The following is a 25,180-nucleotide window of genomic DNA, read 5'->3' as shown; positions in this document are numbered from 1 at the left end:
CAAATGTTGTTCCTGTTAACGCTGTTGCTGCCATCCCTGGCCGCCACCCTATGGGCTATCGCGTTGCGATATCAAAAATTTCTCCCGGAAATTTTTTGAATAGAGCGGTGAGTTTTTTAGGCTTTCTTATTCCCGGCTGGTCGCTAGACTGAAAAAAACATTCGAGGAGCGCAACATGATTTATTTACGCAAAGCACAAGATCGCTGCCATGCTAACCACGGCTGGCTGGATAGCTGGCACACGTTTTCGTTTGCCGATTACTACGATCCGGATTTTATGGGGTTTTCCGCACTGCGGGTGATCAATGAAGACTATATCGAAGGTGGGCAGGGTTTTGGAACCCACCCACACCGGGATATGGAAATTCTCACCTATGTGCTGGAAGGCACCGTGGAACATCAGGACAGTATGGGCAACAAGGAACAGATCCCGGCGGGTGAGTTCCAAATAATGAGCGCTGGCACCGGGATCCGCCACTCCGAGTACAACGCCAGCCAGGACAAACTGCTGCATTTGTACCAGATTTGGGTGATTCCGGAAAAAACCGGCCTGACGCCGCGTTATGAGCAGCGCCGTTTCGATGCGCCGCAAGGTCGCCAACTGGTGCTGTCACCGGATGCCCGCGACGGATCGCTGAAAGTATTTCAGGACATGACGTTGTGGCGCTGGGCGCTGAAGGCGCAGGAAGCGTCGTCCTACCAGACTCAACAGGGCCGTGTGTTATGGATTCAGGTGGTGCGAGGCACGATTGAGATCAACGGTCAGCAGGCGACCACCAGCGATGCGCTGGCTATCTGGGATGAGGATTCTATTACCGTGCGCGCCAGCGAAGACAGCGAAATCCTGCTGTTTGATTTGCCGAAGGTAAAGTAACAGTAACCGGCGCATGTCAGTAAAGGCGAGTCCACTGGGCTCGCCTTTATTTGTCAGCTTTAAACCACCTCCTCGGGAGGTGGTGATTGTTTTGATGACACGACTTACGATGGCTGCGTTGTTGAAGTATCCGCTTCACTGCTGGTTGTCACCGGCGTCGACTGGATGGTAATGCCCTCGTTGGAGGTGCCTGGCGTATAAACGACGCGACCTGCTGTGGTCGTGACCGGATTATCGGTACTGGTGACTTGTTTTGACAAGTCGCCGTAGGTCACGGTGACGGGCTTGCCTTCTGAAATGGTCACCAGGGCAGACTGAGGCGGCTCGGTACCTGCTTTTTGTGCCTCAATATGCGCCTGAAATCTACGCATGGCTTCCTCGCCGCTTTCAGGCGTAATATCCGGGTTAACTGATATGGAATCTATATTGATATTATATCCGCCCGTTTCTTCAGATTTGGTGACCGTAATTTTCGGACTTAATCCTACGGTGGGAACGTGCGTTCCAAGTTGAGAAATGCCAGTCATATTATTGTCTCCAGAGCGTTATTAATGCTGCCAGTGGCAGCCAGATTGATCAGCCTCAATACCCGTCATACTTCACGTTGTCGGTGTGTTGGTGTTACAGCAGCGTTGGCCGTATTACTCGCCCTGCAAGGGCGCAATGCATTGCGCGGTGCAACACGCGAGCGTGTTGTCCTGCAACTCGACTTATTGAGAGTATCTATTCAGGTTTATTCGCTTTCACTGAGAGAAAGCCAAATTTCTGTATCCCGACATTTTTTATGGCATGTAATGATGGGTGCCATTCCGGCAAGAATACAATAGTCGCATGTGAAACGGCTTATAATAAAAAATCATTTATGACCGTGTTGCTTCATTAAAAACCAATTAATTTATTGGTGTGTCTATTTATTGCAAAATTAATTAATGATAAAGGAATAATATAACTAAGTTGGTTTCGGGATACCGTCATACAGTTGTTATCATCGGTGTTCAGATAGATATTCTGCTAACCATTTCTTTAGTACAATCGGCGTTTTGAGTCGCGGGGATGTCAACGGATGATAAAGAAAAAAAGACCGGTATTGCAGGATGTCGCCGACCGGGTTGGGGTGACTAAAATGACGGTCAGCCGCTATTTGCGTAACCCGGAGCAGGTCTCTGAAGCGTTGCGAGGCAAAATCGCCGCTGTACTGGATGAATTGGGTTACATTCCCAACCGAACGCCGCATATTCTCGCTAATTCTACCAGCCGGGCCATCGGCGTGTTGCTACCATCGCTCACTAACCAGGTATTTGCCGAAGTGCTGCGTGGCATTGAAAAAGTGGCCGAATCGCAAGGCTATCAAACCATGCTGGCCCATTACGGCTACCAGCCGGAAGTGGAAGAACGGCGTTTGATGTCGCTGCTGGCTTATAACATCGACGGGCTGATTCTTGCTGAGCGCAACCATACGGCGCGTACCCGTCAGATGATTGCGGTGGCCGGGATCCCGGTGGTGGAGCTGATGGACTCGGTATCTCCCTGCCTCGATATGGCGGTGGGGTTTGATAATGTGGATGCCGCACGCCAGATGACGCGTTATATGATTGCGCGTGGTCGCCGCCGCGTGGTGTACCTCGGCGCACGTCAGGATGAACGCACGTTATTAAAGCAGCGGGGTTACGAACAAGCGATGGCGGAGGCCGGGCTTGCCAGCTACAGCGTGATGAGTGAAAGCCCCTCGTCTTATACGCTGGGCGGCGAGCTGTTGCGTCGTGCGCAGGCGGAATACCCACAGCTCGATAGCCTGTTCTGTACCAATGATGACCTGGCGATTGGTGCCATGTTCGAATGCCAGCGGCAGGGGTTACGCGTTCCCGAACAGATGGGGATTGCCGGTTTCCACGGCCACGATATTGGACAAACCACGGTGCCACGGCTCACCAGCATACTGACACCGCGTAAGCGCATTGGCGAGATCGGTGCGGCACAGCTGCTGGCGCGCCTGCACGGCGAAACCTTGCCGACGACCCGTGTGGACGTCGGCTTTACCGTACAAGTGGGAGAAAGCGTCTAGGGCCGGGGTCAGCGTGGCAGGCGAGCGCGCAATGCCTCGACACACCGCGCTACCACCTGGTCCATTGGGCCGTTGATATCCACGGTGATGACATCGGCTTCGGTTTCGTCCGGCTCTTCCAGTGCATCAAATTGACTTTGCAGCAGACCCGTCGGCATGAAATGGCCGGCGCGTGCCTGATGGCGCTGCAAAATGACGTCAAAACTGCCTTTCAGGTAGAGAAAGACTATGCCGTCGTTGCCATCCCGTAGCCGATCGCGGTAGCGCCTTTTCAAGGCGGAGCAGACGATAATGCCGGTTTCATTTTTATGTAGCAGACTGTAGGCGGCATCGTTCAGGCGCTCCAGCCAGGGGGCGCGGTCATCGTCATTGAGCGGCTGGCCGCTGGCCATTTTCTGGATATTGGCCTTGGGATGCAGATCGTCGCCATCAATAAACTTGGCGTGAATGGCTTGTGCCAACTGGGCTCCCACGCTGGATTTCCCGCTGCCGGAAACCCCCATCAGAATAATACTTTGTCCTGACATAATTTGATCTCTATCCCAAACTGTAAATTAAATGCGTCGCGCAGGTTTCGTATTTTAACATGTTACCGGTATCATGATACCGGTAACATCGTGCAGTGTGATAGTTGTCACGCGATAGTCACCGCATGGCAGCCATCACATTGGGTGGATGCGCTCCCGACGGGATGCAACGACGCATGCCTGTCACAACGCAGGTACACCACTACTGTAGCGAAGGTACCAATGTCACACCGGGAGCCTTCGCAAAACATAAGAAAATCCCCTGTCGTTGCCCGGCTCGCGCAGGCAGGGGTTGCCGGAGAGAGTTATGCCACTCGTGATTGTCGCTGTGGGTGTCGCACTGCTGTTGGTGCTGATGATCCGCTTTAAACTGAATGGTTTTATCGCACTGATTCTGGTTGCACTGGCTGTGGGCGTCATGCAGGGAATGCCGGTGCAAAAAGTGATGACCTCCATCAAAAACGGGGTGGGCGGTACACTGGGCAGCCTGGCGCTGATCATGGGATTTGGCGCTATGTTGGGGAAATTGCTGGCGGACTGCGGCGGTGCACAGCGGATTGCCACCACGCTGATTCAGCGCTTTGGTCGTAAACATATCCAGTGGGCGATTGTACTGACCGGGTTTACCGTTGGTTTCGCGCTGTTCTATGAAGTGGGGTTTGTGCTGCTGTTGCCGCTGGTGTTCAGCATTGTGGCCTCCGCCCGTATTCCGTTGCTGTATGCCGGTGTGCCAATGGCGGCGGCGTTATCCGTCACCCACGGTTTTCTGCCGCCGCATCCAGGGCCAACAGCGATTGCCTCGCTATTCCATGCCGACATGGGCAAAACCCTGCTCTATGGTACGCTGCTGGGGATCCCGACGGTGATTCTGGCGGGGCCGGTTTACGCCCGTTTTCTGAAAAAGATCGATAAGCCGATCCCGGAAGGGCTGTATAACCCGAAACAGTTCACCGAAGAGGAAATGCCGGGCTTTGCCGTCAGCGTAATGACTGCACTGGTGCCGGTTATCCTGATGGCGCTGCGCGCCGTGGCGGAAATGATATTACCGAAGGGACATGCATTGTTGCCGTATGCCGAGTTCTTCGGCGACCCGGTGATGGCGACCCTGATTGCGGTGCTGATCGCGATTTTTACCTTCGGCCTGAACCGTGGTCGCAGCATGGATGAGGTGATGGGCACCATTACCGACTCGATTAAAATCATCGCCATGATGTTGCTGATCCTTGGCGGCGGCGGCGCGTTTAAACAGGTGCTGGTAGACAGCGGTGTAGACAAGTACATCGCCGGGATGATGCACGGTAGTAGCGTGTCGCCGTTGCTGCTGGGTTGGCTTATCGCCGCCGTGCTACGTCTGGCATTAGGGTCTGCCACCGTGGCCGCGCTGACCGCGGGCGGGATTGTGGCACCGATTATCGCCACCAGCGGCGTCAGCCCGGAATTGATGGTGATTGCGGTCGGTTCCGGCAGCGTAATTTTCTCTCACGTCAACGACCCCGGTTTCTGGCTGTTCAAGGAGTATTTCAACCTGAGCATTCCGGAAACGCTGAAGTCATGGTCAGCGCTGGAAACCATTATCGCGGTGTGTGGCCTGGTCGGCACCCTGCTGCTGAGCTATGTGGTGTGATTGCGTGTGATTAAGATGAGCCGGGGATAACCCCTCTTTCTCAGTCTCCGCCTGGTGTGGGAGACTGAGAGAACAGCCTGAGGCGACAGCGTCCCGATGCTAGAGTTTCAGGTAGGCCCGAATACCGTCCAGGAACATCTGGGTGGAGAGCATGACCAGTACCAGCCCCATCAGCCGTTCCAGCGCATTGACGCCTTTGTCGCCCAACAATCGCAGGAACAGGTTCGATAACAGCAGCACGACCACCGTAATGGCCCAGGCAATAAGCAGCGCCAGTGTCAGATGCGGCAATTGATTCGGGTACTGGTGGGAGAGCAGCATCAGTGCAGCCAGAATCGATGGTCCGGCCACCATCGGAATCGCCAACGGCACCAGAAACGGCTCATCACCGGCGGGCAAGCCGCTGGTAAAGCCTTCCTGCGTTGGGAAAATCATGCGGATGGCAATCAAAAACAACACGATACCGCCGGAAATCGACACGGTTTCTGTACGCAGATTCAGTACGGCCAGAATCTTCTCGCCCGCGAACAGGAACACCAGCATCACCCCCAGAGCGATGATCATCTCCCGAATCAACACCACACGTCGCCGTTTGGGATCCAGGTGTTTCAGAACAGACATAAACACCGGCAGGTTGCCGAGTGGATCCATAATTAACAGCAACAGGACGGTTGCCGAGATCATTTCAGTCATGGTGGCGGTAAGCTCCTTTCATCACCCGTCTTCTGGCAGGCACATTAGGCCTGCTGCTGAAAACGTCTGAGTCATCGAATAAATTCACTTGCGACTTCTGATACATTTTGTAAGGTTGACAGACATCACTTAAAACTATGCTCCCTGCCTGAAATGGCAGTCGGATTGCTTTTTGTCACCCCCAGGCAGGACGGTTACCATGAAAAATGTTGGTTTTGTTGGCTGGCGCGGAATGGTCGGTTCGGTACTCATGCAGCGCATGGTGGAAGAACGCGATTTTGATTTAATCCGCCCGGTATTCTTTTCTACGTCACAGCACGGTCAGCCAGCACCGGCGTTGGGCGGCCAGCAGGGTGTCCTGCAGGATGCCTACAATCTCGACGCGCTGCGCGCGCTGGATATTATCATCACCTGTCAGGGCGGCGATTATACCAATGAAATCTACCCAAAGCTGCGTGAAAGTGGCTGGCAAGGGTACTGGATCGACGCCGCATCTTCTCTGCGCATGAAAGATGATGCGATTATTATTCTGGACCCGGTTAACCACGGTGTTATCCAGTCTGGTCTGGATAAAGGTATCAAAACGTTTGTCGGTGGTAACTGTACCGTCAGCCTGATGCTGATGTCGTTGGGCGGCCTGTTCGCCAACGATCTGGTGGAGTGGGCATCTGTTGCCACCTATCAGGCGGCGTCCGGTGCGGGCGCGCGCAATATGCGTGAGTTGCTGATTCAGATGGGCCAGTTGAACGCCGAAGTCGCCGCTGAACTGAGCGACCCGGCTTCCGCCATTCTGGATATCGAGCGCAAAGTGACGGCATTGTCACGCGGTGGTCTGGATGTGGAAAACTTCGGTGTGCCGTTGGCGGGCAGCCTGATCCCGTGGATCGACAAACAACTGGAAAACGGCCAGAGCCGTGAAGAGTGGAAAGGCCAGGCGGAAACCAACAAGATTCTGAATACCGCCAGCACCATTCCGGTGGATGGTTTGTGTGTGCGTATCGGCGCGCTGCGCTGCCACAGCCAGGCGTTCACGCTGAAGCTGAAAAAAGATGTGTCGATTGCGGAAATCGAGCAGATGCTGGCGACCCACAATGATTGGGTGAAAGTGGTGCCGAACGACCGCGAAATCACCATGCGTGAACTGACCCCGGCAGCGGTGACCGGTACGTTGTCTACCCCGGTGGGCCGTCTGCGTAAACTGAACATGGGGCCGCAGTACCTGTCCGCTTTCACTGTTGGTGACCAGCTGCTGTGGGGCGCGGCTGAACCGCTGCGCCGCATGCTGCGCATCCTGTTGTAATCCCGTTCCCGCTAAAACGCGCCTGTTGGGCGCGTTTTAGCGTTCTCCTTATTCCCATATCCTCTCCTCGGTAGAGGGTGATCTTTTTCTGGCAATGGTTCGCGGTATTGTCCATTCTTGTTTGTCCGTCAGGGATTTGAGCGCCGTTTTGCGCTGAATCACGATCATCATGATGAACCCCGGCATAATGGGACGACCTGCGTGGCACCACGCCGGAGGACTTTTTGCGCTTTTTTGTGAGGCTGAGATGCAACGATTGACGATTTCTCTGGATGACCCGCTGGCTGAGGCGTTGGATGCGCTGATGCTGCGAAAAGGCTATGCCAACCGGTCGGAAGCGTTTCGCGACATGTTGCGGCGTGAATTGGGCGAAATGACGGTAGCACAGGATAAAAACGCCGAGTGTGTGGCGGTGCTGAGCTATGTGTATGACCATCACGAGCGTCAGCTGTCGAGCCGACTGGCCGGTATGCAACATGAACACCATCACCTGACCGTGTCCACCATGCACACCCACCTCAGCCACGACGAATGTGTGGAAACCGTGATTTTGCGTGGCCCTACCGAGCGTGTAGAGCAGTTTGCCGCGTCGGTCATCGCTCAGACCGGCGTGCGTCACGGACAGCTGAATCTGATCCCGATGGAGCAGGCTGCTAAGGTATAGAGGCAGCAACACCGGTATTATTATCAGCCGGTTTGCGGGCCAGACGGGCGTCAGTGACGGTTGTGGTCGTGGCGAGAACGTACCGGGGCCAACCCATTAACCGTATGAATTATAAAAAATATAAAATATTTTCCTGCCGCAACAATACATAGTGCTTGCTTTCATGCCTGATGAATGCGTTAATAGCCGTACGGTTTGTTAGTCAGACCTATTTATGTCAGGCATTTTACTAAAGTAGTCCTCAGTCCAAGCGTTATCCCTAGATATCACTTCCCCTGAATCTCTTTTTTTCTTGCTCATAAGTATTTCCTGCATTGCAGACCCCTGTTGCCCTTAAACGGGCTGGAAAAAAATTACGAGGTAATATGATGTCTAATAAAATGACTGGTTCAGTAAAATGGTTTAACGAATCTAAAGGTTTTGGCTTTATCAGCCCGGCTGATGGCAGCAAAGATGTATTCGTACATTTCTCTGCAATCCAGAGTGACAGCTTCAAAACGCTGTACGAAGGCCAGAAAGTAGAATTCGTTATCGGCAACGGTCCGAAAGGTCCTTCTGCTGAGAACGTAGTAGGGCTGTAATTTCCCGGGTCATCCTCACCGACGATAGCGAAGATGGCGTTAGCCGGAGCAGTGACGTGATGTGATGCCGAGATCAGCCTAAGAACGGCTTCCCCCAGGGGAAGCCGTTCTTTATTTCAGGTATGCGTTTTATTTCGGGTATGAGTATGACTGTGCCCGCCTGACACGTTCTTATCCCACTCTCAGCGGCACTCGTACCCGAACGCGGGTAAAGCGTTCCGGCTCGCTGGTAACCGTGATGCCGTAATGATGGCCGTAGCGCGCTTTGATGCGCCGGTCTACCAGATTCATCCCCAGCCCATCGCTACCGTTGCGGGGGTAATAAGCCCCGGCGTTATCCTCTATCGTGAGCTCCAGCATATTGGCGTGAGTACGTGCACCAATGCGCAGATAGCCGTTATCCAGCATGTGGGCGATGCCGTGCTTGATGGCGTTTTCCACCAGTGGTTGCAGGGAAAAGGCGGGTAATCTGGCGGCCCTGAGCGATGTTGGAACGGCGATGTCCACCGTCAGCAGATTGGCGAAACGGGCCTTTTCAATATCAAGATAGGCGTTGATGTGCTCCAGTTCATCACTGAGCGCGACTTCATCACCGCTGCGTTTGAGGTTTTTACGAAAAAAGGTTGAGAGCGATAACACCAACTGACGGGCCTGATCCGGATTGCGGCGGATAATCGACGATAGGGTATTGAGGGCGTTAAACAGGAAATGGGGGTTCACCTGCGCATGCAGGAGCTTGATTTCGGATTGTGCCAGTAACTGCTTTTGCTGCTCGAAACGACCCGCGAAAATTTGAGCCGACAGCAAATGGCCGATACCTTCCCCCAGCGTGCGGTTTATGCTGGAGAATAACTTGTTTTTCGGTTCATACAGCTTGATGGTGCCGATAACCCGCTGCTCTTCGCCACGCAGTGGGATAACCAGCGTAGACCCCAACTTACAGTGTGATGACAGCGGGCAGCAAAACGGTACTTCGTTACCGTCAGCATACACCACCTGATTGTTGTCGATAGCCTGATGGGTATAGGACGACGTAATCAGCGAACCGGCGGTGTGGTGATCGTCACCGGTGCCGACAAAAGCCAGCAGCTTCTCCCGATCGGTGATGGCGACAGCGCCAACACCCAATTCTTCATACAAGATACGCGCTACCTGCAGGCTGGTATCCGGATTAAATCCTTCCCGTAATACCCCTTCCGCCCTTGCCGCAATCTGCAAAGCACGCGCAGAAAACGCCGACGTGTATTTCTCAAACATAGCCCGGCGGTCCAACAGGATCCGCATGAACATGGCTGCCCCGATACTGTTGGTGATGATCATCGGTAAGGCGATGTTTTTAACCAGCGTCAGTGCCTCGCCAAACGGGCGCGACAACAGCAGGATGATGCTCATCTGCACTATTTCCATCAGCAGAGTGACAGCCGCGATAACCAACGGCTGAAACAACAGGTCGATACGGTGGCGGCGCAGCATATAACGGTGTAGCAGGCCACCGGCCAATCCTTCCATGATGGTGGATACCATACACGCCAGTGCGGTCATGCCGCCTAATGAATAGCGGTGCAGGCCGCCGGTCAGGCCAACCAGTACGCCGACCGTCGGTCCTCCCAGCGCACCGCCCAACAGCGCGCCGATGGCGCGGGTATTCGCGATGGAGTCGTCAATATGCAGGCCGAAATAGGTGCCGAGGATGCAAAACATGGAAAACGTCAGGTAGCAGATCAGCTTATGCGGCAGATGAAGGGTGACCTGCGTCAGCGGAATGAACAGCGGCGTTTTGCTCAGCAAATACGCGATAACCAGATAGACGCACGTTTGTTGTAGCAATGACAGAATCAAATCGACCTGGCTGACCATCTCCATACACCTCCTTGTTGGATCAAGCAATTCTACGTGTTGTACACCAAGGTAACCCGAACAAGATCAATATTCGCTAACGCTATGATTAATTATTTTTTCTTATGGTTGTTAGAAGTAAAAATTTATCCAATATCTCAAATATTTTCTCTTTTCTTGACTAAGCTGAATCTTAGGCTTACCTGAAGAATACTTCGCAGCATCAACTATTACGGTGCTGTTGCACCTTTTCAGGTCGGCTCTCTTTTTATGGGGGTCAGGCTGGTTCCTTTTCTGTTATTGACTCAGGGCATTCGCATACCAATAAGAGTGCTGAAGAAGTGACCTGTCTCTTTAACATCTTTACTTTATTCAGATGGTTAATTCAGAGGACGGATGCCATGTCAGGATTTTCCGATCGGAACATCATTAATCTCCTATTTTCCGGCCATTACGCCGATCCTTTTGCAGTATTGGGTATGCACGTCACATCGTCAGGGCTGGAAGTCCGCGCACTGCTTCCAGACGCCAGTGAGGTTCACGTGGTGGATGCACACAGCGGACGCAAAGTGGCGCACTTAGCGTGTCAGGACGCACGCGGTTTTTTCGCTTCAGTGATTCCTCGTCGCAAAAAGCCATTCAGCTATCGGCTGGCGGTCACCTGGCAGCAGGATACCTATGTCATTGATGACCCTTATCGGTTTGGCCCGTTATTGCAGGAGTTGGATATCTGGTTGCTGGCGGAGGGGCGTCATTTACGGCCGTTTGAAACACTGGGTGCACATCCGTCCACGTTGGATGGCGTTGAGGGCACCTGTTTTGCCGTCTGGGCACCGAACGCTCAGCGGGTCTCGGTGGTGGGAGATTTCAATTTTTGGGATGGGCGTCGCCATCCGATGCGTTTGCGGCGTGAGAACGGTGTGTGGGAGCTGTTTATCCCGGGCGTTGGGATCGGGCAGTTGTACAAATTCGAAATTATCGATTGCTACGGCAATGTGCTGGTGAAATCCGACCCGTATGCCTTTGCCTCACAGATGCGCCCGGATACCGCCTCGGTGGTGAATGGGCTGCCGCCTGTGCTGCCGGTGGATGAGGCGCGGCAATCCGCCAACGATTTGCAGTCGCCGATTTCCATCTACGAGGTGCATCTGGGGTCATGGCGGCGGCATACCGACAACAATTTCTGGCTCAGCTACCGCGAACTGGCGGACCAACTGGTGCCTTACGTGAAAGAAATGGGGTTTACCCATGTTGAGCTGATGCCGGTGCATGAACACCCGTTTGATGCCAGTTGGGGTTATCAGCCATTGGGGCTGTATGCGCCGACCCGTCGTTTCGGCTCACCGGAGGACTTCCGTTATCTGGTCAATGCGTTTCATGAGGCGGGCATCAATGTGCTGCTGGATTGGGTATCCGGCCATTTCCCGACCGACAGTTACGGTCTGGCGCGGTTTGATGGTACCGCTTTGTACGAATATGCCGACCCGAAGGAGGGCTACCACCAGGACTGGAACACGCTGATTTATAACTTTGACCGCCACGAAGTGCGTAACTATCTGGCGGGTAATGCGTTGTACTGGACCGAACGGTTTGGCGTCGACGGGCTGCGGGTGGACGCAGTGGCGTCGATGATTTACCGGGACTACAGCCGCCGTGACGGCGAATGGGTGCCGAACCACTACGGTGGCAAAGAGAACCTGGAGGCGATCGGTTTTCTGCGTTACACCAACCAGATGCTGGGCCAGCACCGTGCCGGTGCGGTTACCATCGCCGAAGAATCTACCGACTATGCCGGAGTGACGCTGCCGCCGGAACATAGTGGTTTGGGGTTTCACTACAAATGGAACATGGGCTGGATGCATGACTCGCTGGCCTACATGCAACAAGACCCGGTGCATCGCAAATACCACCACGACCTGCTGACCTTCGGTATGTTGTATGCCTATAGCGAGAACTTCGTCCTGCCGCTGTCGCACGATGAAGTGGTGCACGGCAAACGCTCTTTGCTCGACAGGATGCCGGGTGATGCCTGGCAGAAGTTTGCCAACCTGCGCGCCTATTACGGTTTCATGTGGGCTTACCCCGGCAAGAAACTGCTGTTTATGGGCAGCGAGTTTGCGCAAGGACGGGAATGGAATCACGACACCAGCCTCGACTGGCATCTGCTGGATGAGCCTGAAGGCTGGCATGCTGGTGTACAGCAACTGGTGCGTGACCTCAACCATTGCTATCGCCAACACCCGCCGCTTTATCAATGCGATTACCTGCATCAGGGATTCGAATGGGTGGTGGTAGACGATCGCGAAAATTCGGTATTCGCCTTTATCCGGCGCGATGCCGACGGCAATGAAATGCTGGTTATCAGCAACTTTACGCCGGTACCGAGGGACGAATATCGCGTCGGTATCAATCAGCCGGGGTACTGGCGCGAAGTGCTGAATACCGACTCCATGTATTATCACGGCAGCAATATTGGCAATCAGGGACTGGTACGCAGCGAAGCGGTCGGCAGCCATTCCCGGCCACAATCGCTGGTATTAACACTGCCACCGCTCTCCACCCTGTATTTGGTGAGGGAGGCGTAATGGTTGAACTGCTGGCGGGTCGCCCCCGACCGTTAGGCTCTTACTTCGATGGCGAAGGGGTGAACTTTGCGTTGTTCTCTTCTGGAGCCACGAAGGTGGAATTGTGTATTTTTGACGGTCTGCGGGAACAACGCCTGCCACTGACGGCCCGTACCGGTGATATCTGGCATGGCTATTTGCCGGATGCCCAGCCGGGCTTGTGTTACGGCTACCGCGTCGATGGTGTGTTCGACCCGAAACGTGGCCTGCGTTTCAATGCCAGGAAACTGTTGCTTGACCCCTGTGCTCGCCAGATGGATGGCTGGGTGGTGGATGACGAGCGGCTGCACGGCGGTTACGACTACCCCGATGCCGAGGACAGCGCGGAAGTGATGCCACGCAGCGTGGTGGTGGATGAACGCTACGACTGGCAGGGCGATGCCTTTCCGCGCACGCCCTGGCATCACACCGTGTTGTACGAAGCGCATGTACGCGGCTTGACCCGACGCCACCCGCGCATTCCGGCATCGATACGTGGCACCTACGCTGCGCTGGCGCATCCTGTGATGCTGGAGTACCTGACGCAATTGGGTGTGACCACACTGGAGTTGATGCCTGTCCAGCAGCATGCCGACGAGCCCCGGTTGCAGTCGATGGGATTGCGCAATTACTGGGGGTACAACACGCTGCTGCCGTTCGCGGTGGACAGCAGCCTGGCGGCGGGGGATGACCCGCTCAACGAATTCCGCGACGCGGTGCGGGCGCTGCATAAAGCGGGCATCGAGGTGATTTTGGATGTGGTGTTCAATCACAGCGCAGAGCTGGACGTGGACGGCCCTACGCTGTCGCTGCGCGGCATTGATAACACCAGTTACTACTGGCTGACCGGGGAGGGCGATTATTACAACTGGGCGGGATGCGGCAACGTGTTGCGGCTGGATAACCCGGCGGTGTTGCAGTGGGTGATTGAGTGCCTGAAGTTCTGGCATGAAACCTGCCATGTGGATGGCTTCCGTTTTGATCTGGCGACAATTTTGGGGCGCACACCAGATTTTTCCTCTTCAGCTCCGTTCTTTACCGCGCTGCGTAACCACCGCACGTTGCGCGACTGCAAGTTGATCGCTGAGCCCTGGGATATTGGTCCTGGCGGCTACCAACTGGGCCAGTTTCCGGCACCGTTTGTTGAGTGGAACGACCGTTTTCGCGACGACATACGCCGTTTCTGGTTACTCGGCGATCTGCCCGTCGGGGTATTTGCCCGCCGTTTCGCCGCCTCCAGCGAGGTGTTCGAGCGTAACGGGCGCTTGCCCTGGGCGTCGGTCAACATGTTGACCTCCCATGACGGTTTTACGCTGCGTGATCTGGTGTGCTTTAACCACAAGCATAACCAGGCCAACGGGGAACAAAACCGTGATGGCACCAACAGCAATTTCAGCTTCAACCACGGGACGGAAGGGCTGGAAGCAGATGAGGCCACACAGGCGCGGCGACGCGCCAGCCAACAGGCGTTGCTGACGACACTGCTGTTGTCGCAGGGCACGCCGATGCTGCTGGCTGGCGATGAATTTGGTAACAGTCAGCAAGGCAACAATAACGCGTATTGCCAGGATAACGCGCTGGCCTGGTTGCACTGGGATGAGATGGATACCGATTTGCTTGCGTTTACCGCAGGTCTGATCCGTCTGCGCCGTGCTATTCCCGCGTTACGCAAAGCCGCGTGGTGGCGTGACGACGGAAACGATGTTCGGTGGCTGAATGCGCAAGGAGAGCCGCTGACGCCATATGAATGGGAGCAGGGGGCACATCAGTTACAAATCCAGCTTTCCGATCGCTGGTTGCTATTGCTCAACGCCACGACGCAGACGAGTGAGTTTTCGCTTCCCGCAGGGGCGTGGCGGGTTTCGCCCCCCTTTAGCGCGGCTGACCATCCGCTCAACGGACGGGTTTGGTATGGGCAGGCGAATGCGGTGTGCGTACTGGTAAAACAATAAAAAAGGAGTCTGACATGGTGAGTACTGACAAACATGATCCCTTGATGCTGGCCAGACAATTGCCCTTGAAATCTGTCGCACTGATTTTGGCGGGCGGGCGTGGGACCCGGCTGAAAGACTTAACGGCGCACCGTGCCAAACCCGCGGTGCACTTTGGCGGTAAATACCGAATTATCGATTTTGCCCTGTCTAATTGCCTGAATTCCGGCATCCGTCGTATTGGCGTGATTACCCAGTATCAGTCGCACACACTGGTGCAACATATCCAGCGCGGCTGGTCATTCCTGAATATTGAGATGAATGAATTTGTCGATTTGCTGCCAGCCCAGCAACGGCATGATGAAAATGATCACTGGTATCGCGGCACTGCCGATGCCGTATGCCACAACCTGGATATCATCCGGCGCTACGGGGCGGAATACGTGGTGATTCTGGCCGGTGACCATATCTATAAAATGGACTATTCCCGCATGCTGCTGGACCACGTGGAGAATGGCGCGGAGTGTTCGGTCGCGTGTATTCCGGTGCCTATCAAAGAAGCACACGCCTTTGGCGTGATGAGCGTGGATAAAGACAACCGCATTATCAGTTTCGACGAGAAGCCCGACAACCCGTCACCGATGCCGGATAACCCCGATATGGCGCTGGCCAGTATGGGGATCTACGTCTTCAACGCCAAATACCTGTACCGGCGGCTGGAGGAGGATGTGTGCACCTCGGATTCCAGCCATGATTTCGGCAAGGACTTGATCCCAAAAATCGTGGCGGAAGGGAATGCCTGGGCGCATCCCTTCACCCTCTCCTGCGTGACGTCTTCGGAAAATGCGCCGCCGTACTGGCGCGATGTGGGCACGCTGGAAGCCTACTGGCGCGCCAACCTCGACCTGGCCTCGGTGATGCCGGAACTGGACATGTACGACCATAACTGGCCGATTCGCTCGGCGATGGCGGCGTTACCGCCCGCCAAGTTCGTCCAGGACCGCTCCGGCAGTCATGGCTTAACCATGAATTCGCTGGTGTCCGGTGGAAGTATTGTATCCGGCTCAGTGGTCACGCATTCGGTGCTGTTCCCTCGGGTACGTATCAACTCCTTTTGCAGCATCGATTCATCGGTGTTGTTACCGGATGTCAACGTCGGACGCTCATGCCGCTTGCATCGTTGCATTGTCGATCGCGCCTGCGACATTCCGGAAGGCATGGTGATTGGCGAGAACGCTGAGGATGACAGCCGTCGTTTTTATCGTTCCGAAGAAGGCATTGTGCTGGTGACGCGAGCCATGTTGGCGAAGCTTACGTCCTGACCTGATTGTGTACCCGGCCGTAATGGGCTGGCGGATTGATGCTGCCCACGTGTGGGGCGTGGGTGGTGGAATGGGAGACAAGATGCGGGTATTACACGTGTGTTCAGAGCTATTCCCTTTGCTGAAAACCGGGGGACTGGCGGATGTGGTGGGCGCGTTGCCCGGTGCGCAGATAGCGGCGGGGATGGATGTCCGCGTGCTGTTGCCGGCATTTCCCGACCTGAAAAAAGGTATCCCGGACGCGCAGGTAGTGAGGGAGCTGGATACGTTTGGCGGCCATGTCACGCTGCGTTACGGCCATTACAACGGGGTGGGCATCTATCTGATCGATGTCCCACACCTGTATGAGCGGGCAGGCAGCCCGTATCACGATACGTCGTTATTCGCCTATACGGATAACGTATTGCGCTTTGGCTTGCTGGGCTGGATGGGGGCGGAAATGGCCAACGGCGTGGATCCGTTCTGGCGGCCAGACATCGTTCATGCCCATGACTGGCATGCCGGTCTTGCCTGTGCGTATCTGGCGGCGAAAGGTCGACCGGCAAAATCGGTATTTACCGTCCATAATCTGGCTTATCAGGGATTATTTGATGCCCGTCACATGTCGGAGTTGCGCCTGCCGCCGGAGTACTTCCACATGTACGGGCTGGAGTTTTACGGCCAAATCTCGTACCTCAAGGCCGGGCTGTATTATGCGGATCATGTCACCACCGTCAGCCCGACCTATGCCCATGAAATTACACAGGCTGAGTATGGTTATGGGCTGGAGGGGCTGCTCAAGTCGCGTGAAGAACAGGGGCGTTTGTCTGGCATCCTCAACGGGGTGGATGATGAGATCTGGAACCCGTCACACGATGCCTTGCTGACCGCCACCTATAGCCGCGATGAGCTGGCGCGCAAAGCGGAAAACAAGCGGCATTTGCAAACGGCGATGGGACTTAAGGTGGATGACCGTGTGCCGGTGTTCGCCATCGTCAGTCGCCTGACCAGCCAGAAAGGGCTGGATATCGCCTTGCAAGCCGTGCCGGATTTGCTGGAGCAAGGTGGACAACTGGTGGTGTTGGGAGCAGGCGATGCCACCTTACAGGAAGGTTTTCTGGCGGCGGCGGCGGAGTATCACGGCCGCGTCGGCGTTCAGATTGGTTATCACGAAGCGTTTTCGCACCGCATCATTGGCGGCGCGGATGTGATTATGGTTCCTAGTCGGTTCGAACCCTGCGGGTTGACCCAGTTGTACGGCCTGAAATACGGCACGTTACCGCTGGTCAGACGCACCGGTGGACTGGCGGATACCGTGGCAGATTGCTCGCTGGAAAATCTGGCTGATGGCCTGGCGAGCGGTTTTGTGTTCAGCGATTGTAATACCGCGTCGCTGTCGCGGGCGATTCGTCGGGTCTTTGTGTTGTGGTCGCGCCCTTCGCTTTGGCGTTATGTACAACGTCAGGCAATGGCAATGGATTTTAGTTGGCAGGTCGCTGCCCAGGCCTATCGTGCGCTTTATCAACGTCTTTGGTAGTACGCATCAGTGGGAATGACATTATGAACTCTCCATTTATCTACAACTCACCTACGCTCAGCGTAGACGCGTTGAAACACTCCATCGCTTATAAGCTGATGTTTACCGTCGGCAAGGATCCCAGCATCGCCAGCAAACATGACTGGCTGAATGCCGCGGTACTGGCGGTGCGGGACCGTATGGTCGAGCGCTGGCTGCGTTCTAATCGTGCACAGTTATCACAGGATGTCCGACAGGTTTATTACCTGTCGATGGAATTCCTGCTGGGGCGCACACTGTCCAACGCGTTGCTGGCGATGGGTATGTTTGATGACCTGCGTGATGCGCTGGAAGCGATGGGGCTGGACCTGAACGAATTGCTGGAAGAAGAAGACGACCCGGCATTGGGCAACGGGGGGCTTGGTCGTCTGGCCGCCTGTTTCCTCGACTCGCTCGCCACCATGGCGCTGCCGGGCCGGGGTTACGGTATTCGTTATGAATACGGTATGTTCCGGCAAAATATCGTCGATGGCAAGCAGGCGGAGTCGCCGGATTACTGGCTGGAATACGGTAATCCGTGGGAATTTGTGCGTCACAGCACTCGCTATAAGGTGCGGTTTGGCGGCCGTATCCAGCAAGAGGGGAGCAAAACCCGCTGGCTGGAAACGGAAGAAATCATCGCCTGCGCCTATGACCAGATAATCCCTGGCTTTGATACCGACGCCACCAACACCTTGCGGCTGTGGGCGGCGCAGGCCAGTAACGAAATCAATCTCGGTAAATTTAATCAGGGCGACTATTTCGCGGCGGTAGAAGATAAAAACCACTCCGAAAACGTGTCGCGCGTGCTTTACCCTGATGATTCCACCTATTCCGGCCGCGAACTGCGTTTACGTCAGGAATACTTTTTGGTGTCTGCCACGGTACAGGATATCCTCAGCCGTCACTGGACGATGCATAAAACCTACGCCAATCTGGCGGAGAAATTTGCCATTCACCTTAACGATACCCATCCGGTGTTGGCGATCCCTGAGTTAATGCGGCTGTTGATCGATGAGCACAAGTTCAAGTGGGATGTCGCCTGGGATGTGGTCACCAAGGTGTTCTCCTACACCAACCATACCCTGATGGGGGAAGCGCTGGAAACCTGGCCGGTCGACATGATGGGCAAAATCCTGCCGCGCCATCTGCAACTGATTTTCGAAATCAATGACCGTTTCCTGGACGAGGTGCAAGAGCGTTTTCCCAATGATGTCGACCTGCTCAAGCGGGTATCGATCATCGATGAAGAGCACGGGCGTAAAGTGCGCATGGCGTGGCTGGCGGTGATCTGTAGCCACAAGGTGAATGGGGTGTCCCAGTTGCACACCGACCTGATGGTGCAGTCGCTGTTCGCTGATTTCGCCCGGGTTTATCCGGAGCGCTTTTGCAACAAAACCAACGGCGTGACGCCACGGCGCTGGCTGGCGCTGGCAAACCGCCCACTGTCGAAGGTGCTGGATGAAACCATCGGTAAGACCTGGCGTACCGATTTGAGCCAACTGGCCGACCTGAAACCGCACATCGATTACCCGGCTTTCCTGCAGAAAGTGCGTAAAGCCAAGCAGGAAAATAAATTACGGCTGGCGGTCTACATTGCCCAGCATCTGGATATTGTGGTTGATCCTAACGCGCTGTTTGATGTGCAGATCAAGCGTATTCATGAGTATAAACGCCAGCTACTCAACGTCTTGCACCTGATAACGCTCTATAACCGCATCAAGGATGACCCGGATTTGGACCGCGTACCGCGCGTCGCCATTTTCGCCGGTAAGGCAGCCTCCGCGTACTACATGGCTAAACACATTATTCATTTGATCAATGATGTGGCTAGCGTGGTTAACAACGATCCGGCGGTAAAAGACAAACTGAAGATTGTGTTCATCCCGAATTACGGCGTTAGCCTGGCGCAAATCATTATTCCGGCGGCAGACCTGTCGGAGCAGATCTCGCTGGCCGGTACCGAGGCCTCTGGCACCAGTAACATGAAGTTTGCGCTCAACGGTGCACTGACCATCGGTACGCTGGATGGTGCCAACGTCGAAATGCGTGAGCGGGTTGGGGAAGAGAATATCTTTATCTTCGGTAATACGACGGAGCAGGTAGAGGAATTACGTCGCAACGGTTACAACCCACGCGAGTTCTATAATCAGGATGAGGAGTTGCACCGGGTACTGACGCAGATAGCGACCGGGGTATTCAGCCCGGATGATCCCCGTCGTTATGCTGACCTGTTCGACTCACTGGTCAATTTCGGCGATCACTATCAGTTGCTGGCGGATTACCGCAGTTATGTGGACAGCCAGGATAAAGTGGATGAGATATATTGCGATGAAGATGAATGGACGCGTCGCACATTGCACAATATCGCCAATATGGGCTATTTCTCTTCCGATCGTACGATTCAGGAGTACGCCGACGAGATTTGGCACATCAAGCCAATACGGTTGTAGGTCGCTTATCCAAATGGGATAGGCAGTGACAGTAAAACGGCTTCCTCACGGAAGCCGTTTTTCTTTAGATTAGCCAGCTTTTAGTATTAACCAACTTTTAGTATTAACCCGCTTTGGCTAATTGGCTGCGGTAGCTGACCAGCCAGTCGGCGACACGCTGGCGTTGTGCGTCGTCCAGCCACATGCCGAGCTTGGTACGACGCCAGATAGCGTCTTCCAGCGTGACAACCCACTCATGCTCTACCAGATAACGTAACTCGGCTTCGTACAGGTTATGGCCGAAATGTTCGCCCAGGTCGCTTAAGGATTGGGCGTTGCCGAGGATTTTCTCGCTCTGGCTACCGTAAGTGCGGCTGTAACGACGTGCCAGCGCTTCCGGCAGATTGTAACGGCGGCGCAATGTCGCGGCGTAATCTTCGCGGCTGCCGCTGATATCACCACCGGGCAGAATGGCGTTACGGGTCCACGCTTGTCCGGCTTGCGGGTAGTATTTCACCAGCTTTTCCAGTGCGTGTTCCGCTAACTTACGGTAGGTGGTCAGCTTGCCGCCGAATACGGACAGCAGCGGTGCCTTACCGTTTTCATCGGCAACCGACAAGGTGTAGTCGCGGGTGATAGCCTGCGGCGAATCGGATTCGTCGTCGCACAACGGGCGTACACCCGAATACGTCCAGACGATATCGTCACGTGTCAGCTGCTTTTTGAAATGGTCGTTATACACATCCAGCAGGTAACGAATTTCGTTGTCATCGATCTTCACCTGATGCGGATCGCCGTGGTATTCCACATCGGTGGTGCCGATGATGGAGAATTCATCCTGCCACGGAATCACAAACACAATACGGTTGTCTTTATTTTGTAGAATGTAGGCCTGCTCTTCCTGATGGACGCGCGGCACAACGATATGACTGCCTTTAATCAAACGAATGCCATACGGTGATGGCAGCGCCAGACCGTCATCGAAGAACTGGCGTACCCACGGGCCGGTTGCGTTAACCAGGCCTTTCGCCTGCCAGCGGTGGGTTTCACCACTGAGGGCATCTTCGGCTTCGACGATCCACAGGCCGTTTTCGCGATGAGCGCGGGTGACTTTCATGCGGGTTTTCACCTCGCCGCCACGGCGCACCACTTCCTGCGCGTTCAGCACCACCAGACGGGCATCGTCCACCCAGCAATCGGAATATTCGAAACCGCGCGTCAGCTCGGGTTTTAACACCGATTCACGGCCGAATCGCAGCCCGTGGCTGGACGGCAGGCTGACACGTTTGCCCAGATGGTCATACATGAACAGACCGGCGCGGATCATCCAGGCTGGGCGCAAATGCGGCTGGTGCGGCAGGCGAAAACGCATCGGGAAAATGATGTGCGGTGCCATTTTCAGCAACACTTCGCGTTCGGACAACGCTTCCCCCACCAGCCGGAACTCATAGTGCTCCAGATAGCGCAGGCCGCCGTGAATCAGCTTGGAACTGGCGGAAGAGGTCGCACAGGCCAGATCCTGCGCTTCGAGCAGCAGGACGGACAGCCCGCGCCCGGCGGCATCTGCTGCGATGCCCGTGCCGTTAATGCCTCCGCCGATCACGATCAGATCTTGGGTTTCCACGTTTTCTCCTCCGCTACGTCAAACGCCGCCATGGTCGGCCGTTGAAAGTTAAAATGTTCGTTTTCGCTCACGATATTAATCGAAAACAAACATGTTAGCCAAGCGTTAACCAATTAAAAACATTTGCGCGTGATACAGCTAACAGTTTCGCGCCTGATTTCATTGAGAATAGTCCTTCTGCGTCGGCTTATGCCGTCACGATACCTGCGTGAGCGTGTTATATCCCTGTGTTTTGTCCGGTCTATCCGTGTGGTGGGTGGGTTACAATGCCGATAATGTCAGGCAAAGCCGTTGATAACCTTTTTTTAACCACGAATTTTCACCACGAACGATGAGGCAGGCAATGGAGCAGTTTGAGGCAATCGATATTGAGCAGGCGTATCAGCGCTGGCAGCAAGGCCAGTCGTTGGTTGATATTCGTGATCCGCAGAGTTTCGGTGCAGCGCATGTACCGGGGTCAACCCACCTGACCAATGAAACCTTGTCAGATTTTGTGAGCGGTGCGGATTTTGAACAGCCGGTGATGGTGATGTGCTATCACGGCATCAGTAGCCGTAATGCGGCGAATTACCTGATAAGCCTGGGTTTTGAGGCGGTATACAGCGTGGATGGTGGTTTCGATGCCTGGCAAAAACGCTTCCCGCAGGATGTCGCGGCAGGGTAATCCTGAACCGGTATGGCGCCTGACGCGCCATACCGGTTGTTGTCATCGGTTTATAAACCCGACGGTCTATAAACTTTCAGGTTTCAAACGGTTATCGGTTTCTTAACGAACAAGCCGTAGCTCAACGCACCCAGCATCAGCAAGCCTGCACCGAGGAAGAAAACATTGGTGAACACCCCTGTGGCATCCAAAATCACGCCGGTGATGATGGGAGCACTGGCCGCGCCGAGAAAACCGCCGAAGTTCTGAATGGCCCCGAGTGATGCCACCTGCTCTTTAGGCGCGATGTCGGTCGCCAGTGTCCAGATAACGCCGGAAGGCAACTGCGAGCAGAAATACCCCAATGACAGCAGCAGGATAGACAGCGAGGTGTTGCTGACAAACGGGATCGGTGCAACAAAGCAGGCCGCCAGTGCCGCCCCCATGACGATCGGAATTTTACGGGCGGTAATGGTGTTGACGCCGCGACGAATCAGACGATCAGAGATAGCCCCGCCGCACAGCACACCGAGAATACCGGCGAGGAACGGAATCGAGGCGATCCAACCGGTTTGTTTCAGCGTAAAGCCAAGGGATTTTTCCAGATAACCCGGCAGCCAGGTCAGGTAAACCCAAATGGTGAACATGATGGAGAAATTACCCAGAATCATGAACCAGGTGGTTTTATGGCGGAACAGGGCACCCCAGCCTTGCTGGTTTTTTGCCACTTCATGGCTGGATGCGGCTGTCGCTGCGGTGTCGGCGTGGATGTCGCGCTCTTCGGCCGCGGTCGGTTCGCGATAAAACTTCAGCCAGACCAACAGTAACGGAATGCCAGCCAGACCAATGGCGATAAACATGCCACGCCAACCCAGTGTCAGTAGCAGTACAGTCAGGATCGGCGGTGCAATGGCGTTGGCAATTTGCGAGCCGGTATTGATGATGGCGGTCGGCAGGCCGCGTTCGCGGGCGGAAAACCAGCGATGGGTGATTTTAATGCCTGAGGTAAAGAAGGGCGACTCGGCTATCCCCAGCAACATGCGCAGTCCATAAAACATGGAATAGCCGTTGATGAACCCGGCCAGTACGGTAAAGGCTGACCATAACCCTACCGCGCCGGAGAACATCTTTTTCGGCCCCAGTTTATCCACCAACCAGCCGGCCGGCAGGTTAGCCAGTGCGTAAGGCCACAGGAAGGCGGACAGCAGCATCCCCATCTGGGTGGCGCTAAAACCGAATTCTTTGGCGATGGTGGTATTGGCAATACTTAAGTTGGCGCGGTCGAGGTAATTGATAACCGCCGCCATCAACAGAATGAAAATGATCCCCCAGCGTAAGCGGGTAATCGGCGAGGCAGGGATAACCCTATTGTCTTGTAAGGCAGAAGTGGTATTTTTCATAATAATCAGCAATCCGTAAATAAACTGATGTGAATTTTAATAACTGCTTTTCGAATAAAAGAGGGGCCATTGCTTTGGCAACATGGCCGATGTAGATCTTCTGGAAAGAAAATGGCAAACATGCCGGGTGTTAGTGAAATAAAACTTTCGTTTTGAGTATCACGATAAAAAAAAATATCATGCTGCTCGCGTTTATCTTCAATCACGCTATTACGATGGCTACCTCGCGCAACGCCGATAGTTTCTTCTCCCTGTAATAAATATTGAATATCGACATACTGGAAATGCGATTCTGCCAGCCTGTCCGCGGCTGGTTCGGTGGTGAACTCCTGTAATAGACAGAACATCTTTCCGGGGATAATGTCATATTTACCGGTCGCCATAACGGCGAAGTCGGTGGTAGAGATATAATCGATGGCCTGGTGAATAATCGGATGTAACGCGTATTTTTCCAGAGCCCAGTCTTGTTGATCGCAAATAATCATAGTGGGTTATTCCTGGTGAGCGACAAGGTTGTGTCATTAAACCGGCAGGGGGAATATTTCCACCTGCCGGACAATACGCCGGTAAAAAAAGTGACGTTATCGTTATTGGATTTTTTGTTGGTAATGCTCGGTTCCCTGGCGGATCTGATCGAGGATCACCGACAAGGCCCAGAATTTTTCCAGCACATTATCGCTGGTGACCCGGCAGTTATCGTGCTCGAAAGTCCCCAGACGCTGGTGGTAAATCTTGGCGTTTTTGGGGTAGCCCAACGTTTCGGTCACGGCCGCCAGTGACAGGAACGTCGCCAGTTCCTGCGCCAGTTCTGGTTGCTGCTGGCTTTGGGAATAAAGCCACTGATAGAGCTCCGGGTGGAAATTGGTGAACACGCCGCTAAAGCCCTTGGAACCAGCGCGCATTGCCGGAAACGCGATGGCGGCGTTGGCGTTGATGATGTTCAGCGGTGTGCCAGCCGTGAGTTTCACCCGACGTTCTACCGTTGGCAGGTCGCAGCTCACGTCTTTGAGTACCACAAAACGGCCGCTGTTGGCGCAGTGCATCAACTCGTCATCGGTTAACAGGCGGCGATACGGTGCCGGGCATTCGTACAGGCCGAGCGGCAACGTCGCAGGCAGGGATGCCAGCAAGGTCTCCAGCGTCTCAAAGAACGTCTCTGAACCCTGGTTTTTCGGGTCCAGATGGTTGGTGACCAACACCAGTGCGTCGATGCCGGTGTCCGCCATCGCCTGTAATTCGGCTATCTGGTCATTGATGTCGTCGCTGATGTGACCGGATGCGATAACCGGTATGCGCCCTGCAACCTGTTCTACCACGAAACGCGCCAGATTCACGCGCTCCTCCAGGCTGAGAAACAGCATTTCGCTGGACTGACAGACGGCGAACAGTGCGTCCACGCCTTTGTCCAGATACCAGTCGATAAGCGTTGCCAGACCGGGGTAGTCTATTTCGTTTCTGGTGTTAAACGGGGTCAGCATGACGGGAACGATGCCTTCGATGCTTTTCATTCTCTTTCTCCTTGCCCGAAAA

Annotated in this window: 21 protein-coding genes; 12 read left to right on the top strand and 9 right to left on the bottom strand. The window is 54.6% G+C overall.

Annotated elements, in window-relative coordinates; all coding sequences use genetic code 11:
- Nucleotides 1-175 precede the first annotated feature (175 nt).
- Nucleotides 176-874 (top strand): pirin family protein, encoded by a 699-nt coding sequence (locus tag FAZ14_RS16600; protein WP_153508892.1) that lies wholly within the window; start codon nt 176-178, stop codon nt 872-874.
- 104 nt (nt 875-978) lie between these two features.
- On the opposite strand, the gene FAZ14_RS16595 is transcribed toward FAZ14_RS16600, so the two are convergent.
- Nucleotides 979-1,401 carry a hypothetical protein gene (locus FAZ14_RS16595; protein WP_016942908.1) on the bottom strand — a complete coding sequence of 141 codons (423 nt, stop codon included), beginning with the start codon at nt 1,399-1,401 and terminating at the stop codon, nt 979-981.
- 536 nt (nt 1,402-1,937) lie between these two features.
- On the opposite strand from FAZ14_RS16595, the gene gntR reads away from it, so the two are divergent.
- On the top strand, nt 1,938-2,936 hold the full coding sequence (gntR, locus tag FAZ14_RS16590) for a gluconate operon transcriptional repressor GntR (protein WP_016942909.1): 999 nt from the start codon (nt 1,938-1,940) through the stop codon (nt 2,934-2,936).
- Between the two features lie 8 nt (nt 2,937-2,944).
- Here the strand turns inward: gntR and FAZ14_RS16585 are convergent, their stop codons facing one another.
- The gene (locus FAZ14_RS16585; protein ID WP_016942910.1) at nt 2,945-3,463 is read right to left on the bottom strand and encodes a gluconokinase; all 519 of its coding nucleotides are present in this window, start codon (nt 3,461-3,463) and stop codon (nt 2,945-2,947) included.
- A gap of 107 nt (nt 3,464-3,570) precedes the next feature.
- Nucleotides 3,571-3,714, bottom strand: a complete 144-nt coding sequence (locus tag FAZ14_RS16580; protein WP_153508891.1) for a hypothetical protein — start codon at nt 3,712-3,714, stop codon at nt 3,571-3,573.
- Nucleotides 3,715-3,770: 56 nt separating this feature from the next.
- Between FAZ14_RS16580 and gntT the strand changes: the two genes are divergently transcribed.
- Nucleotides 3,771-5,087 (top strand): gluconate transporter, encoded by a 1,317-nt coding sequence (gene gntT / locus FAZ14_RS16575; protein ID WP_016942911.1) that lies wholly within the window; start codon nt 3,771-3,773, stop codon nt 5,085-5,087.
- A gap of 99 nt (nt 5,088-5,186) precedes the next feature.
- Here the strand turns inward: gntT and FAZ14_RS16570 are convergent, their stop codons facing one another.
- A complete protein-coding gene (locus tag FAZ14_RS16570) occupies nt 5,187-5,780 on the bottom strand; it encodes a YhgN family NAAT transporter (protein WP_016942912.1) in 594 nt (197 codons plus the stop codon).
- Between the two features lie 199 nt (nt 5,781-5,979).
- Between FAZ14_RS16570 and asd the strand changes: the two genes are divergently transcribed.
- From asd to cspE, 3 genes are all read left to right on the top strand, one after another.
- Nucleotides 5,980-7,080, top strand: coding sequence for an aspartate-semialdehyde dehydrogenase (gene asd / locus FAZ14_RS16565; protein WP_016942913.1), 1,101 nt, complete (start codon nt 5,980-5,982; stop codon nt 7,078-7,080).
- A 247-nt stretch (nt 7,081-7,327) separates the two neighbouring features.
- Nucleotides 7,328-7,744: a nickel-responsive transcriptional regulator NikR gene (gene nikR / locus FAZ14_RS16560; RefSeq protein ID WP_016942914.1), complete on the top strand. Its 417-nt coding sequence runs from the start codon at nt 7,328-7,330 to the stop codon at nt 7,742-7,744.
- A gap of 368 nt (nt 7,745-8,112) precedes the next feature.
- Nucleotides 8,113-8,325 carry a transcription antiterminator/RNA stability regulator CspE gene (gene cspE, locus FAZ14_RS16555; RefSeq protein ID WP_012768004.1) on the top strand — a complete coding sequence of 71 codons (213 nt, stop codon included), beginning with the start codon at nt 8,113-8,115 and terminating at the stop codon, nt 8,323-8,325.
- 171 nt (nt 8,326-8,496) lie between these two features.
- Here cspE and FAZ14_RS16550 read toward each other — a convergent pair whose 3' ends face one another.
- Nucleotides 8,497-10,182, bottom strand: a complete 1,686-nt coding sequence (locus FAZ14_RS16550) for a sensor histidine kinase (RefSeq protein WP_153508919.1) — start codon at nt 10,180-10,182, stop codon at nt 8,497-8,499.
- Nucleotides 10,183-10,562: 380 nt separating this feature from the next.
- On the opposite strand from FAZ14_RS16550, the gene glgB reads away from it, so the two are divergent.
- The 5 genes from glgB to glgP all read left to right on the top strand — a co-directional run bounded on the left by glgB (nt 10,563) and on the right by glgP (nt 20,004).
- A complete protein-coding gene (gene glgB, locus FAZ14_RS16545) occupies nt 10,563-12,746 on the top strand; it encodes a 1,4-alpha-glucan branching protein GlgB (RefSeq protein ID WP_038925409.1) in 2,184 nt (727 codons plus the stop codon).
- A complete protein-coding gene (glgX, locus tag FAZ14_RS16540) occupies nt 12,746-14,716 on the top strand; it encodes a glycogen debranching protein GlgX (protein ID WP_038925410.1) in 1,971 nt (656 codons plus the stop codon). Before glgB ends, glgX begins: the two co-directional genes overlap by 1 nt.
- 14 nt (nt 14,717-14,730) lie before the next feature.
- Nucleotides 14,731-16,017: a glucose-1-phosphate adenylyltransferase gene (gene glgC, locus FAZ14_RS16535; RefSeq protein ID WP_038925411.1), complete on the top strand. Its 1,287-nt coding sequence runs from the start codon at nt 14,731-14,733 to the stop codon at nt 16,015-16,017.
- A gap of 82 nt (nt 16,018-16,099) precedes the next feature.
- Nucleotides 16,100-17,533, top strand: a complete 1,434-nt coding sequence (gene glgA, locus FAZ14_RS16530) for a glycogen synthase GlgA (protein ID WP_016942920.1) — start codon at nt 16,100-16,102, stop codon at nt 17,531-17,533.
- 23 nt (nt 17,534-17,556) lie between these two features.
- A complete protein-coding gene (gene glgP / locus FAZ14_RS16525; protein WP_016942921.1) occupies nt 17,557-20,004 on the top strand; it encodes a glycogen phosphorylase in 2,448 nt (815 codons plus the stop codon).
- Nucleotides 20,005-20,107: 103 nt separating this feature from the next.
- Here glgP and glpD read toward each other — a convergent pair whose 3' ends face one another.
- Nucleotides 20,108-21,607, bottom strand: a complete 1,500-nt coding sequence (gene glpD / locus FAZ14_RS16520) for a glycerol-3-phosphate dehydrogenase (protein WP_038925412.1) — start codon at nt 21,605-21,607, stop codon at nt 20,108-20,110.
- A gap of 343 nt (nt 21,608-21,950) precedes the next feature.
- On the opposite strand from glpD, the gene glpE reads away from it, so the two are divergent.
- On the top strand, nt 21,951-22,271 hold the full coding sequence (glpE, locus tag FAZ14_RS16515) for a thiosulfate sulfurtransferase GlpE (protein WP_016942923.1): 321 nt from the start codon (nt 21,951-21,953) through the stop codon (nt 22,269-22,271).
- 83 nt (nt 22,272-22,354) lie between these two features.
- On the opposite strand, the gene FAZ14_RS16510 is transcribed toward glpE, so the two are convergent.
- The 3 genes from FAZ14_RS16510 to FAZ14_RS16500 form a co-directional block, all read right to left on the bottom strand.
- Nucleotides 22,355-23,650, bottom strand: coding sequence for an MFS transporter (locus FAZ14_RS16510; RefSeq protein WP_153508890.1), 1,296 nt, complete (start codon nt 23,648-23,650; stop codon nt 22,355-22,357).
- A 5-nt stretch (nt 23,651-23,655) separates the two neighbouring features.
- Nucleotides 23,656-24,135 carry a NanQ anomerase/TabA/YiaL family protein gene (locus FAZ14_RS16505; protein WP_016942925.1) on the bottom strand — a complete coding sequence of 160 codons (480 nt, stop codon included), beginning with the start codon at nt 24,133-24,135 and terminating at the stop codon, nt 23,656-23,658.
- A gap of 102 nt (nt 24,136-24,237) precedes the next feature.
- Nucleotides 24,238-25,158: a dihydrodipicolinate synthase family protein gene (locus FAZ14_RS16500; protein ID WP_016942926.1), complete on the bottom strand. Its 921-nt coding sequence runs from the start codon at nt 25,156-25,158 to the stop codon at nt 24,238-24,240.
- Between the last annotated feature and the right edge of the window lie 22 nt (nt 25,159-25,180).

This window comes from Dickeya oryzae, from assembly GCF_009372235.1.
GTDB classification, from domain to species: Bacteria; Pseudomonadota; Gammaproteobacteria; order Enterobacterales; family Enterobacteriaceae; genus Dickeya; species Dickeya oryzae.
The sequence above is the reverse complement of the archived record's forward strand: the minus strand, read 5'-3'. Positions and strand labels throughout refer to the sequence as shown.

What these genes read in the sequence shown, in the direction of transcription:
- FAZ14_RS16600 (WP_153508892.1), top strand. Translation starts at nt 176, where the DNA reads ATGATTTATTTACGCAAAGCACAAGATCGCTGCCATGCTAACCACGGC.
- FAZ14_RS16595 (WP_016942908.1), bottom strand. Translation starts at nt 1,401, where the DNA reads ATGACTGGCATTTCTCAACTTGGAACGCACGTTCCCACCGTAGGATTA.
- gntR (WP_016942909.1), top strand. Translation starts at nt 1,938, where the DNA reads ATGATAAAGAAAAAAAGACCGGTATTGCAGGATGTCGCCGACCGGGTT.
- FAZ14_RS16585 (WP_016942910.1), bottom strand. Translation starts at nt 3,463, where the DNA reads ATGTCAGGACAAAGTATTATTCTGATGGGGGTTTCCGGCAGCGGGAAA.
- FAZ14_RS16580 (WP_153508891.1), bottom strand. Translation starts at nt 3,714, where the DNA reads ATGTTTTGCGAAGGCTCCCGGTGTGACATTGGTACCTTCGCTACAGTA.
- gntT (WP_016942911.1), top strand. Translation starts at nt 3,771, where the DNA reads ATGCCACTCGTGATTGTCGCTGTGGGTGTCGCACTGCTGTTGGTGCTG.
- FAZ14_RS16570 (WP_016942912.1), bottom strand. Translation starts at nt 5,780, where the DNA reads ATGACTGAAATGATCTCGGCAACCGTCCTGTTGCTGTTAATTATGGAT.
- asd (WP_016942913.1), top strand. Translation starts at nt 5,980, where the DNA reads ATGAAAAATGTTGGTTTTGTTGGCTGGCGCGGAATGGTCGGTTCGGTA.
- nikR (WP_016942914.1), top strand. Translation starts at nt 7,328, where the DNA reads ATGCAACGATTGACGATTTCTCTGGATGACCCGCTGGCTGAGGCGTTG.
- cspE (WP_012768004.1), top strand. Translation starts at nt 8,113, where the DNA reads ATGTCTAATAAAATGACTGGTTCAGTAAAATGGTTTAACGAATCTAAA.
- FAZ14_RS16550 (WP_153508919.1), bottom strand. Translation starts at nt 10,182, where the DNA reads ATGGTCAGCCAGGTCGATTTGATTCTGTCATTGCTACAACAAACGTGC.
- glgB (WP_038925409.1), top strand. Translation starts at nt 10,563, where the DNA reads ATGTCAGGATTTTCCGATCGGAACATCATTAATCTCCTATTTTCCGGC.
- glgX (WP_038925410.1), top strand. Translation starts at nt 12,746, where the DNA reads ATGGTTGAACTGCTGGCGGGTCGCCCCCGACCGTTAGGCTCTTACTTC.
- glgC (WP_038925411.1), top strand. Translation starts at nt 14,731, where the DNA reads ATGGTGAGTACTGACAAACATGATCCCTTGATGCTGGCCAGACAATTG.
- glgA (WP_016942920.1), top strand. Translation starts at nt 16,100, where the DNA reads ATGCGGGTATTACACGTGTGTTCAGAGCTATTCCCTTTGCTGAAAACC.
- glgP (WP_016942921.1), top strand. Translation starts at nt 17,557, where the DNA reads ATGAACTCTCCATTTATCTACAACTCACCTACGCTCAGCGTAGACGCG.
- glpE (WP_016942923.1), top strand. Translation starts at nt 21,951, where the DNA reads ATGGAGCAGTTTGAGGCAATCGATATTGAGCAGGCGTATCAGCGCTGG.
- FAZ14_RS16510 (WP_153508890.1), bottom strand. Translation starts at nt 23,650, where the DNA reads ATGAAAAATACCACTTCTGCCTTACAAGACAATAGGGTTATCCCTGCC.
- FAZ14_RS16505 (WP_016942925.1), bottom strand. Translation starts at nt 24,135, where the DNA reads ATGATTATTTGCGATCAACAAGACTGGGCTCTGGAAAAATACGCGTTA.
- FAZ14_RS16500 (WP_016942926.1), bottom strand. Translation starts at nt 25,158, where the DNA reads ATGAAAAGCATCGAAGGCATCGTTCCCGTCATGCTGACCCCGTTTAAC.